We start from the raw sequence: 11818 nt of genomic DNA, 5'->3' as shown, positions 1-11818 counted from the left end.
ATGCTGTTCTGCTTCACCCACACCACCGAGATCCCGTGGATGCTGCCGGGCGTGGCACCGACCGGAAAGCGCGTGGAGATCCCGCTGCTGGCGGTGATCAAGTTCCGCGGCGACAAGCTCTACCACGAGCACATCTACTGGGACCAGGCCAGCGTGCTGGTGCAGGTGGGGCTGCTCGATGCGAAGCTGCTGCCGGTGGCGGGCATCGAGACCGCGCGCAAGCTGCTGGACGAGACGCTGCCTTCGAATACGCTGATGAAGCGCTGAGAACTGCACGGCTTTTAGAATGCCCCGGTGAGCGCCCTCCCCACCTCCATCTCCCCTGCCGAACGCCGCCCCATCCGCGAACTCCCCGACGAGCTGATCAGCCAGATCGCCGCCGGTGAAGTCGTCGAGCGCCCGGCCTCGGTGGTGCGCGAGTTGCTGGACAACGCGCTCGATGCGGGCGCAAGCCAGATCACCTTGCGGCTGGCCTCGGGCGGCGTGCGGCTGATCTCGGTGGAAGACGACGGCCTGGGTATTCCGCGCGAAGAGCTCACGGTGGCGCTGCGCCGCCATGCGACCAGCAAGATCGCCAGCCTCGTCGACCTCGAGACGGTCGGCACGATGGGCTTTCGCGGCGAGGCGCTGGCCGCCATCAACTCGATTGCCGAGCTCAGCATTCTTTCGCGCTTCGCCGGCGCCGACACCGCCTTCGCACTCGACGGGCGCACCGGCGAGCTGCGGCCCGTGGCCCGCTCCACCGGCACCACGGTCGAGGTGCGCGAGCTGTTCTTCGCCACGCCGGCGCGCCGCAAGTTCCTGAAGACCGACGCCACCGAGCTGGCCCATTGCATCGAGGCGGTGCGCCGCCATGCGCTGGCGCGGCCGGAGGTGGGCTTCTCGATCTGGCACGACGGCAAGCTGGTCGAACAGTGGCGCGCGGCCTCCACGCGCGAACAACGGCTGGCCGACGCGCTCAGCGACGAGTTCGTGGCGCAGAGCGTGGCGGTCGACCGCGAAGGCGGTCCGGTGCGAGTGATCGGTCGCGCGGGCATTCCCGACGCGGCACGCTCGCGCGGCGACCAGCAGTTCTTCTACGTCAACGGCCGCTTCGTGCGCGACAAGGTGCTGTCGCACGCGGTGCGCAGCGCCTACGAAGACGTGCTGCACGGCCAGCGCCAGCCCATCTACGCGCTGTATCTCGAGATCGATCCGTCGCGGGTCGACGTGAACGTGCACCCGACCAAGATCGAAGTGCGCTTTCGCGACGGACGCGAGGTGCACCAGGCGGTGCGCCATGCCGTGGAAGACGCGCTGGCCGCGCCCCGCTCCGGTGACGCGGTGGCACCTTCCGGCACGGCGCCGCAGCCGTTCTTCAAGCCGGCCCCGCTGCCGTCGAACGCCAGCTGGTCGCAGCCTGCTATCAATTTCACAACGCGCGAACGCGGTGTCGGCGATTTCGAGGCGATGTGGCCGCGGCAAGACGAACAGCCGGCACCGGTCCGAGTCTCGGAACCGGCCTCACCGTCGCTCTGGCCGCAGGCCGGCGCAGCGCCGGCGACGTTCCAGCCCCCGGTCGGGCTGCCCATCACCGCCGCGAACACGAACGCCGCGCCGCTCGCCACCAACGAACAGGCCTGGCCGCTGGGCCGCGCGCTGGCCCAGCTGCAGGGCATCTACATCCTGGCCGAGAACAGCCAGGGCCTGGTGATCGTCGACATGCACGCGGCGCACGAGCGCATCGTCTACGAGCGCCTGAAGACGCAGCTCGACGGCGCGGCCATCACCAGCCAGCCGCTGCTGATACCGGCCACTTTCGCGGCCACGCCACAGGAGGTGGCCACGGCCGAGGCCTGCGCCGAGGTGCTGCCGACGCTGGGCCTGGAAATCACGCCCTTCTCGGCGCGCACGCTCGCGGTGCGCGCCGTGCCCGGAACGCTGGCGGACGGCGATCCGGTGGAACTGGCGCGCAGCGTGCTCGCCGAGCTGGGCCAGCACGACGCGAGCACCGTCGTGCAGCGCGCCCAGAACGAGCTGCTGTCCACCATGGCCTGCCACGGGGCGGTGCGGGCCAACCGCAAGCTCACGATCGACGAGATGAACGCCCTCTTGCGCCAGATGGAAGAAACAGAACGTTCGGACCAGTGCAACCACGGCCGGCCGACCTGGCGCCAGCTTTCGGTGCGCGAACTCGACTCGCTCTTCATGCGTGGCCGATAACCGGGGTAGACGGGGCCGATCAGCGGTTTTCGGACTTTTTAAGCCTTTTTTCTAGGGTTTTCCTCAGTCGGCGGAACCGCGGGCACATACGTTGCATGTGTTCTGTAAAGCGCCAGTGAGCGCTGTTTCGGGGGGTTACCAAGGTGCTGTGTCGGCGCATCAAGGTGAAAGCAGGTGAACTTTCCGGCCGACTTCGCTGTCCCTCAACCCCATGATGAAACGCTGGACCCTCCTCGCGTCTGTCTTATCGCTGTGTGCCCTGCTCGCCGCCGGTTGCTCGACGCTCGACGAACAGCAACGCGAATGGATCTTCCAGCCCAGTGACCGCAGCTGGGGCAACACCGCCTCCATGGCCCAGGGCATGGAAGACGTGTGGATCGACTTCCAGTCCTCCATCACCGGCGAGCCGGCGCGGCTGCACGGCCTGTGGCTGGGCGGAGCCCCCGAGACCACCGACACGCCCGTGATGCTGTACCTGCACGGCGCCCGCTACAACGTGGCGGGCTCGGCCCCACGGATCCAGCGCATGCACGAGCTGGGCTTCTCGGTGCTGGCCATCGACTACCGCGGCTTCGGGAAGAGCTCCAAGGGCCTGCCCTCGGAGGAATCGGCCCGCGAGGACGCCCGCGCCGCCTGGACCTGGCTCGCCGCGCGCCACCCCAGGCAGCACCGTTACATCTTCGGCCACTCCCTCGGCGGCGCCATCGGCATCGACCTGGCGGCCCACGTGAAGGACGAGAGCGGCACCATCGTCGAGAGCACCTTCACCTCCATCGCCGACGTGGTCAGCAGCTTCAAGTGGGGCTGGCTGCCTTTCGGCCCCTTCATCACGCAGCGCTTCGAGGCGATCAACACGGTCAAGGACATCGGCGCGCCGCTGCTGGTGGTGCACGGCACCGCCGACAGCCTCATCAACCCGACGCTGGGCCGCAAGCTCTACAACGCGGCCACCGTGCCGAAGATGTTCGTGCTGGTCGAGGGCGGTTCGCACCACAACACCAACTCGGTCGGCGAGGCGCAGTACCGCGCGGCGCTGACGCAGCTGTTCCGCATGAAGCCGGAGAACATGGTCGCCAGCAATGCCGGCGTTCAGCGCCCGACGCCGCGCCTCGCGCCGCCGGCCGCCGGCCGCGCGCCTACCCCGCAGGACGTGAGCGGCAAGCTGGAGCAGCCCGCGCCCGCGGCGATCTGACCTGAGGCCACGCCACCAAGCCCCGCCGTCCGGCCGGGCTCGCGCCATTTGCTACCCTCGGCGCACCATGTCTCCCAGTTCCGTCGCGGCCGCAAAGGCCGCCTCCTCGGCCTCCCCGGTCTCGCCGGCCCAGCCGGGCACCCCGCCCCGACTTCCACCGCGTTATGTCGCCCTCGCCGGCCCCACCGCCTCGGGCAAGACGGCCGCCGCGCTGGCGCTCGCGCGCCTGCTGCCGGTGGAGATCGTCTCGGTCGATTCCGCGCTGGTCTACCGCGGCATGGACATCGGCACGGCCAAGCCCACGGCCGCCGAGCAGGCCGCCGTGCCGCACCACCTGATCGACATCCTCGATCCGCGCGAGAGCTACAGCGCGGCAGCCTTCGTGGCCGATGCCACGCGGCTCATCGACGAGATCGGCGCACGCGGCGCGCTGCCGCTGCTGGTGGGCGGCACCATGCTGTACTTCAAGGCGCTGTTCGACGGCATCGATGCCATGCCCGCCGCCGATGCCGCGGTGCGTGCGCGCATCGACGCCGACGCTGCAACGCATGGCTGGCCCGCCATGCACGCGCGGCTCGCGCAGGTCGACCCGGTCACGGCCGCGCGGCTGGCGCCACAGGACAGCCAGCGCATCCAGCGTGCGCTCGAAGTTTGGGAAAGCAGCGGCCGGCCGCTGTCGAGCTTTCATGCGAGCGACAACAAGACCGCCAGCGCGGTCGAAGGCGGCGCGCTGTTCTCGCTCGAACCCACCGACCGCGCCTGGCTGCACGGCCGCATCGCCGAACGCTTCGACGCCATGCTGGCCTCGGGCTTTCTCGACGAAGTGCGTGCCCTGCGCGCGCGCGGCGATCTTTCGACCGACCTGCCCTCGATGCGCTGCGTCGGCTACCGGCAGGCCTGGGAAACGCTCGATGCCTGCGGCAATACGGCGCCCGACGCCAAGGCCATGGCCGACCTGCGCGAGCGCGGCATCGCCGCCACGCGCCAGCTCGCCAAGCGGCAGATCACCTGGCTGCGCAGCATGCCGCAGCGCACCGTGATCGCCTGCGACGCACCGGATGCGGTGCAGACCGCCGTTCAACTGATCGCCAGGACCGTCGCTCAAAGATGACGCTGCGCATTTCCAACCTCGGCAAGCACTACGGTGATGCGCCTGTCTTCGAGAACGTGACGCTCACCGTCGAGCCCGGTGAGTTCGTCGCCATCGTGGGCGAATCGGGCGTGGGCAAGTCCACGCTGCTCAACTGCATGGCCGGTCTCGACAGCTGGGACCAGGGCACGGTGACGCACGACGGCACCGACATCGGCGCGCTCGACGGCGAAGCCTGCGCGCTCTGGCGGCGGCGTCATGTCGGCTTCGTCTTCCAGGCCTTTCACGTGCTGCCGCACCTCGACGTGGCGCAGAACGTGTCGCTGCCGCTGATGCTGCTGGGCCAGCAGAAGGAAAGCGAAAGCCGCATCGCGCACATGCTTGATGCGGTCGGCCTGCCCGGCATGGGCGCGCGGCTGCCGCAGACGCTGTCGGGCGGGCAGCTGCAGCGCGTGGCCATCGCGCGTGCACTGGTGCATCGCCCCGCCCTGCTGCTGGCCGACGAGCCCACGGGCAACCTCGACCCGACCACCGCGGCGAAGGTGATGGAGCTGCTGATCGGCCAGACCCGCGAGCACGGCGCCTCGCTGGTGCTGGTGACGCACTCGGAGAGCGCTGCAGCCCAGGCCGACCGCCTGCTTCACCTGACGGCCGGCGGCATCCGGGCCTGAGCCCGCGGCTGCGGGATTACTGCGGCGCGATCAGCGTCGCGAAGCGCGACAGGTCGACGTTGCCGCCGCTGATCAGCACGCCCACGCGCTTGCCGGCGATGGCCTTGCCAGCCGCGATCGCGCCGGCGAAGGCGAGGCAGCCGGTGGGCTCCACCACCATCTTCATGCGCTCGGCGAAGAAGCGCATCGCGTCGACGAGCTGCTCGTCGGTGACGGTGAAGATGTCATCCACGTCGCGGCGAATGATGCCGAAGGTGTACTCGCCCAAGTGCTGCGTCTGCGCGCCGTCGGCGATGGTCTTGGGCGTTTCGATGTGCACGATCTTCCCCGCGCGGAACGACTGCTGGCCGTCGTTGCCCGCCTCGGGCTCCACGCCGTAGACCTTGCACTGCGGCGACAGGGCACGCGCCGACAGCGCCGAGCCCGAGAGCAGCCCGCCGCCGCCCAGGCACACGAACAGATGGTCGAGCGGGCCGGTTTCCTCGATCAGTTCCTTCACCGCGGTACCCTGACCGGTGAGCACATCGGGGTGGTCGTAGGGCGGGATCATCGTCATGCCGCGTTCCTGCGCGAGCCGCTTCGTCAGCGCCTCGCGGTCTTCGGTGAAGCGGTCGTACATCACGACTTCGGCACCGTAGCCCTTGGTGGCCGCGACCTTGGCGGCCGGCGCGTCCTTGGGCATCACGATCACGGCGGGCATCTCCAGCAGGCGCGCCGACAGCGCGATGGCCTGCGCGTGGTTGCCCGACGAGAAGGCGATCACGCCGCCCTTGCGCTGCGCGGCATCGAACTTCGACAGCGCGTTGAACGCGCCGCGGAACTTGAACGCGCCCATGCGCTGGAAGTTCTCGCACTTGAAGAAGAACTCGGCGCCCCAGCGCTCGTTGGCGGTGGTGGAGCGCAGCACCGGCGTGCGGTGGGCGTGGCCTTCGAGCCGCGCGGCCGCGGCGATGACGTCGTCGTAGGTAGGTAGTTGCATGTGTTCGAGCTTAGCGGCGGCTTGCAATTTTTTGCAGCCCAGATGGGTAAAAACCCGGCATGTGGGGCACCTCCGAATCCCGTACTCTGTATACAGAGTTCAAAAACCGGCGCAAGGAGACAACCATGCCCGCGCAGCTCGTCAGCATCGAAGTCGCTCCCGACCTCGTCGACCAGGTCTATCGCGCGCTGCTCGGCGCCATCAGCAGCGGCACGCTCGCGCCCGGCGAGCGCATCACTCAGGAAGACATCGCGCAGCGCCTTTCGGTGTCGCGCCAACCGGTGCTGCAGGCGCTTCGCCTGCTGAAGAAAGACGGCTTCGTGCTCGACGCGCCCGGCCGCGGCGTGCTGGTGGCGCCGCTGGAAGCCGAAGCGATGCGCAAGGTCTACCAGGTGCGCGGTGCGCTCGACGCACTGGCCGCACAGCTGGCGGCGCAGCAGCGCTTTCGCATCGACCCGAAGCTCATCGAACGCGGCCGGCGCGCCGCGCGCGGGCGCAATGTCGAAGCCATGCTCGACGCCGACGTCGCCTTCCACCAAGCCATCTACGAAGCATCGGGCAATCCGCTCATCGGCCAGAGCGCCGATCCGCACTGGCGCCACCTGCGCCGCGCGATGGGCGCGGTGCTGCAGGCCGAGCCGCAGCGCGAGACGCTGTGGGACGAGCACGAGGCCATTGCCGAAGCCATCGCAGCGGGCAATGCCGATCGCGCGGCGCGCCTGAGCGAGGAACACGTCTCGCGGGCCAGCGAGGCATTGAGCGAGCGGCTGCGGGCACATGCCGCGTCCGCCCATACCACCACGGCCACACCCGCAAGAAAAGGAGACAAGGCATGAAACTGACACCCGAGCAGCGCGCGCAGTTCGAGCGCGACGGCTATCTGTTCTTCCCCGGCCACTTCTCGGCCGAAGAAACCAAGGCGCTGACCGACGCGGTGCCCGAGCTCTACGCAAGGCGCGAGGCCTTCAACGTGCGCGAGAAAAGCTCCGACGCCGTGCGCACGAACTTCGCCGCGCACCTCGTGAGCGAGCCCTTCGCCCGGCTCGCGCGCCACCCTCGCATGGTCGAGCCGGTGACCGATCTCTTCGGCGAGGAGGTCTACATGCACCAGTTCAAGATCAACGGAAAGATGGCCTTCGAAGGCGACGTGTGGCAGTGGCACCAGGACTACGGCACCTGGCTCAACGACGACCTGATGCCCACCGAGCGCGCGATGAACGTCGCGATCTTTCTCGACGACGTGAACGAGCACAATGGCCCGCTGATGTTCATCCCGGGCAGCCACCGCAAGGGCGTGGTCGATGCCAGGCACGACCTCACGACCACCAGCTACCCGCTGTGGACCGTCGACAACGACCTGATCCGCCAGCTGGTGGATCGCGCCGGCGGCAAGCACGGCGGCATCGTCTCGCCCAAGGGGCCGGCCGGCTCGATGATCCTGTTCCACAGCTGCCTCGTGCATGCCTCGGGCAGCAATCTCTCGCCCTTCAACCGCGTGGCTGTGTACCTGAGCCTGTGCGCGGTCAGCAACCACATCCGCCGCCACAAGCGGCCCGAGTACATCGCACACCGCGACTTCACGCCCATCGAGCTGCTGCCCGACGACTGCCTGCTGAAGCCCTACCCGGTGGAAGTGCCATGGAAGAACGGCCTGCCCGAGAGCGCGCTGCGCACCTCGCCCGATGTCCTCGACACGGTGGAGGCCTGAGCGACATGAGCCTCCATTCCCGCCTGCAACAGCGCGCCACCGAAGGCCGCCCCATCCGCGTCGGCCTGATCGGCGCCGGCAAGTTCGGCGCGATGTATCTCGCGCAGATTCCGCGCACGCCCGGCGTGCAGCTGGTGGCGATAGCCGACCTGTCGCCGGACGCGGCCCGCGTCAACCTCGAGCGCGTAGGCTGGCAGCGCGAACGCGCCGCAGCCGCCTCGGTGCAGGAGGCGCTGAAGCTCGGCACCACCTGGATCACCGACGACTGGCAGGCCGTGACGCGCGAACCTTCCATCGACATCGTGGTCGAGTGCACGGGCAACCCCATCGCCGCCGTGGACCACTGCCTCGACGCGTTCGCGCACGGCAAGCACGTGGTGAACGTGACCGTGGAGGCCGACGCCTTCTGCGGCCCGCTGCTCGCGCGCAAGGCGCAGCAGGCCGGCGTTGTCTATTCGCTGGCCTTCGGCGACCAGCCGGCGCTGATCTGCGACCTGGTCGACTGGGCACGCACCTGCGGCTTTCCGGTGGTGGCGGCCGGGCGCGGCCACAAGTGGCTGCCGCACTTCACCGAATCGACGCCCGAGACGGTGTGGGGCAACTACGGCCTCACGCCCGAGCAGGCGAAGCGCGGCGGGCTCAACCCGAAGATGTTCAACAGCTTCCTCGACGGCTCCAAGCCTTCGATCGAAAGCTCGGCGGTGGCCAACGCCACCGGGCTCACGGTGCCCTCGGACGGCCTGCTCTACCCGCCCGCGAGCGTGGAGGACATTCCCTTCGTCACGCGGCCGAAGAGCGAAGGCGGCGTGCTCGAGCGCAAGGGCATGGTCGAGGTGATCTCCTCGCTGGAAGCCGACGGACGGAAGATCCCGTACGACATCCGCATGGGCGTGTGGGTCACGGTCGAGGCCGAGACCGACTACATCAGGAACTGCTTCGAGGAGTACAACGCCCACACCGATCCGAGCGGGCGCTACTTCACGCTCTACAAGCGCTGGCACCTGATCGGGCTCGAAGTGGGCATGTCGGTGGCCAGCGTCGCTCTGCGCGGCGAGCCCACCGGCGTGGCCACCTGCTGGAACGCCGACGTGGTCGCCACCGCCAAGCGCGACCTCGCCGCCGGCGAGATGCTCGACGGCGAAGGCGGCTACACCGTCTGGGGCAAGCTGCTGCCGGCCGACCGCTCGCTGCGGCTGGGCGGCCTGCCGCTGGGGCTGGCGCACAACGTCAGGCTGGCGCGCCCGGTGAAGAAGGGCCAGAGCCTGAGCTGGGCCGACGTGGCCATCGACACCACCACTGCCGCCTACAAGGTGCGCAGCGAGATGGAGGCGCTGTTCGCGCCCCAGGCCCCGGTGCGGGCCCAGGCCCAGGCCGCCTGACCGCCAGCTGAGAACCCACCCGCCTCGGTGCAGCCACCGTTGCGCCGGCGGGCGTTCGCGTAAAAAATATTCTGCTCGGCACGAAGCCCGTGTCGAAATGACCGCCGGCGGGCCGTCATTGTGGTGAGCGATCCTGCTCAGCAAGCTTTTCCACGACGGAGAAACACCATGCAGTACATGTTGATGTTCTATCAGCCCGCGGCCGAATTCGAGCAACGCGAGGACGCGTCCGCGCAGGCCTACCGGGCCAGCTGGGTCGCGTATGCCGACGCCGTGCGCCAGTCGGGCATCTCGCTCGGCGGCCACGGCCTCTTCCCTCCCATGACCGGCACCACGCTGCGCGTGCGCGGCGACAAGCGCCAGGTGCAGGACGGCCCCTTCGCCGACACCAAGGAACAGCTCGGCGGCTATTTCGTGATCGACGTGCCCGACCTCGACGCCGCGCTCGAATGGGCGGCGCGCGCGCCCTGCGCGACCAGCGGCGGAGTGGAAGTGCGGCCCGTCTTCGTCGCCACGGCCCTGGCTGCCGCATGAACGACCCGGCGGTCGGCAGGGCCGCCGAGCGGGCGGCGCGCGAGTCGTATGGCCGGCTGCTGGCCATCCTCTCGGCGCGCACCCATGACATCGCCGCATCGGAAGACGCGCTCGCCGATGCCTTCGCCCGCGCGCTCGAGCGCTGGCCCGCCGACGGCATTCCGGTGCAGCCCGACGCCTGGCTGCTGAGCGTGGCGCGACACCGCAAGCTCGACGCCTGGCGCCACAGCCGCGTGCAGGACCAGGCCACCCAGACCCTGCTGCTGCTCGCCGGCGAAGTCGACGACGCCGCCGACGGCAGCAGCGCCATTCCCGACGAGCGGCTGCGCCTGCTCTTCGTGTGCGCGCATCCTGCCGTCGACGCCGCGGCGCGCGCACCGCTCATGCTGCAGACCGTGCTCGGCCTCGACGCGGCGCGCATGGCCGGCGCCTTCCTGACCGCGCCCTCCACGCTCGGCCAGAGGCTGGTGCGCGCCAAGGCCCGCATCCGCGCCGCCGGCGTTCCCTTCGAATACCCGCAGGCGCGCGACCTGCCGCAGCGGCTGCAGGACGTGCTCGACGGCATCTACGCGGCCTACGGCACGGGCTGGGACGACGTCGACGGCGCCGACGCCCTGCCCCGCGGCCTCACGACCGAGGCCATCGACCTCTGCCGCATCCTCTGCGGCCTGATGCCGGCCGAGCCCGAGCCGCTGGGCCTGCTGGCGCTGATGCTGTTCTGCGAGGCCCGCATGGCGGCACGCCGCAGCGACACCGGCGCCTACGTGCCGCTCGACCAACAAGACCCGCTGCGCTGGGACCCTGACCTGCTCGCGGAGGCGGAGCTCTGCCTGCGCCGTGCGTCGGAAATGAAATCGCTGGGCGCCTACCAGCTCGAGGCAGCGATCCAGTCGGCCCATTGCGAGCGCCGCGTGGGCGCGCCGGTGCCGCCCGAGGCGTTGGTGTCGCTGTACGAAGGACTGCTGGCGCTGCGCTCCAGCATCGGCGCGCAGGTCAGCCTTGCTTGCGCGCTCGCGAACGCGCGCGGCCCCGAGATCGGCCTTCGAGCGCTCGAAGCCATTCCCGCGCAGGACGTGGCGAACTACCAGCCGTATTGGGCGGCGCGCGCCCATCTGCTCGCGGCCGGCGGTGCACGCTCCGCCGCGCGCCAGGCATTCGACAGGGCCATCGGCCTGAGCACGAACGCCGCCGTGCGCGCGTACCTGCACGCGATGTCGGACCGGCTCTGAAGCCCGGACCTACTTCGTCGCGTTGAAGGTGCGCGGGAACAGCGCGGCCTGCGATCGGTCGCGCAGCCGGTAGCTCATGGCCGGCCGGCCGAGGCTGCCGGTGACCATGCCGGCCTCTTCCATGAAACCACCGTCGAGCATGCGCTTTCGGAAGGCGCTCTTGTCGATGTCGCGGCCCAGCACGACTTCGTAGGTGTGCTGCAGCGCCGGCAACGTGAACGGCTCCTCCAGCAGGAAGGCCGGCAGCGAGGTGTATTCGACCTTGCTGCGCAGCCGTGCGACCGCCGCATCGAGCAGCTCGCCATGATCGAAGGCCAGCCGCTTGCGCGAAGCCGCATCGACCTCGAACCACGCCACCTCGGCCGCATTGGCGCCGCTGCGCAGCTGCATCGCCTGCGCGGGGATCAGTGCATAGAAGCAGTGCGTGGCCGACCATCCCCGAGGGTCGCGCTGCGCTCCGCCCCAGCTGCCGAGTTGCTCGAGATAAGGCGTGACCACGCCGGTCTTCTCGCGCAGCTTGCGCAGCGCGCAGTCGAGCAGCGTCGCGTCCTCGTCGATGTTCACGAAGCCGCCCGGCAATGCCCACTTGCCGGGAAACGGCTCCTCGCTGTCGGCCGGCCGCTTCACCAGCAGGACCTGCAGGGCTTCGTCGAGCACGGTGAACATCACCACGTCGACCGTGACCAGCGGACGCGGGAAGGTCAGTGGCGGGAACTTCGAAGAAGGCTGGGTCACAGGTTGCTTGACTCTCGGTTGATTAGTTGTACTATACAACCCTAAATTAGTTGCACTGAACAACTAAGAAAATGCTGTCACGACATCAACAACGAAGAA

The 11818-nt window shown here is 69.2% G+C and carries 11 protein-coding genes and 1 pseudogene; 10 read left to right on the top strand and 2 right to left on the bottom strand.

From position 1 onward, the window contains the following. From BMY35_RS24535 to BMY35_RS24515, 5 genes and pseudogenes are all read left to right on the top strand, one after another. Window positions 1-267, top strand: a pseudogene (locus BMY35_RS24535) (ester cyclase); the annotation flags it as partial. Between the two features lie 27 nt (window positions 268-294). Then, the gene (gene mutL, locus BMY35_RS24530; RefSeq protein ID WP_093204920.1) at window positions 295-2202 is read left to right on the top strand and encodes a DNA mismatch repair endonuclease MutL; all 1908 of its coding nucleotides are present in this window, start codon (window positions 295-297) and stop codon (window positions 2200-2202) included. Between the two features lie 214 nt (window positions 2203-2416). Next, window positions 2417-3394, top strand: a complete 978-nt coding sequence (locus tag BMY35_RS24525) for an alpha/beta hydrolase (protein WP_093204919.1) — start codon at window positions 2417-2419, stop codon at window positions 3392-3394. A gap of 67 nt (window positions 3395-3461) precedes the next feature. Further along, complete coding sequence (miaA, locus tag BMY35_RS24520) at window positions 3462-4505, top strand: tRNA (adenosine(37)-N6)-dimethylallyltransferase MiaA (protein ID WP_093204916.1); 1044 nt, start codon at window positions 3462-3464, stop codon at window positions 4503-4505. Next, entirely contained in the window at window positions 4502-5155 is a 654-nt protein-coding gene (locus tag BMY35_RS24515) for an ABC transporter ATP-binding protein (RefSeq protein ID WP_093204914.1), read from the top strand. Before miaA ends, BMY35_RS24515 begins: the two co-directional genes overlap by 4 nt. A gap of 16 nt (window positions 5156-5171) precedes the next feature. Here BMY35_RS24515 and BMY35_RS24510 read toward each other — a convergent pair whose 3' ends face one another. Next, the gene (locus tag BMY35_RS24510) at window positions 5172-6134 is read right to left on the bottom strand and encodes a threo-3-hydroxy-L-aspartate ammonia-lyase (protein ID WP_093204912.1); all 963 of its coding nucleotides are present in this window, start codon (window positions 6132-6134) and stop codon (window positions 5172-5174) included. Window positions 6135-6259: 125 nt separating this feature from the next. Here BMY35_RS24510 and BMY35_RS24505 point away from each other — a divergent pair, with 125 nt between their 5' ends. From BMY35_RS24505 to BMY35_RS24485, 5 genes are all read left to right on the top strand, one after another. Beyond that, window positions 6260-6970: a GntR family transcriptional regulator gene (locus BMY35_RS24505; RefSeq protein ID WP_093204910.1), complete on the top strand. Its 711-nt coding sequence runs from the start codon at window positions 6260-6262 to the stop codon at window positions 6968-6970. After that, window positions 6967-7842 carry a phytanoyl-CoA dioxygenase family protein gene (locus tag BMY35_RS24500; protein WP_093204907.1) on the top strand — a complete coding sequence of 292 codons (876 nt, stop codon included), beginning with the start codon at window positions 6967-6969 and terminating at the stop codon, window positions 7840-7842. Before BMY35_RS24505 ends, BMY35_RS24500 begins: the two co-directional genes overlap by 4 nt. A gap of 5 nt (window positions 7843-7847) precedes the next feature. After that, window positions 7848-9221 (top strand): NAD(P)H-dependent oxidoreductase, encoded by a 1374-nt coding sequence (locus BMY35_RS24495; protein WP_093204905.1) that lies wholly within the window; start codon window positions 7848-7850, stop codon window positions 9219-9221. A gap of 168 nt (window positions 9222-9389) precedes the next feature. Next, on the top strand, window positions 9390-9755 hold the full coding sequence (locus tag BMY35_RS24490) for a YciI family protein (protein WP_093204902.1): 366 nt from the start codon (window positions 9390-9392) through the stop codon (window positions 9753-9755). Then, window positions 9752-10984 carry an RNA polymerase sigma factor gene (locus tag BMY35_RS24485; protein WP_093204898.1) on the top strand — a complete coding sequence of 411 codons (1233 nt, stop codon included), beginning with the start codon at window positions 9752-9754 and terminating at the stop codon, window positions 10982-10984. The genes BMY35_RS24490 and BMY35_RS24485 overlap by 4 nt, the downstream gene beginning before the upstream one ends. Window positions 10985-10993: 9 nt before the next feature. Here BMY35_RS24485 and BMY35_RS24480 read toward each other — a convergent pair whose 3' ends face one another. Next, window positions 10994-11650, bottom strand: coding sequence for an NUDIX hydrolase (locus BMY35_RS24480; RefSeq protein ID WP_256229455.1), 657 nt, complete (start codon window positions 11648-11650; stop codon window positions 10994-10996). Window positions 11651-11818 lie beyond the last annotated feature (168 nt).

The organism is Variovorax sp. YR750, assembly GCF_900109805.1.
Lineage (GTDB): Bacteria > Pseudomonadota > Gammaproteobacteria > Burkholderiales > Burkholderiaceae_C > Variovorax > Variovorax gossypii.
This window is presented reverse-complemented; position numbering and strand designations above follow the sequence as displayed.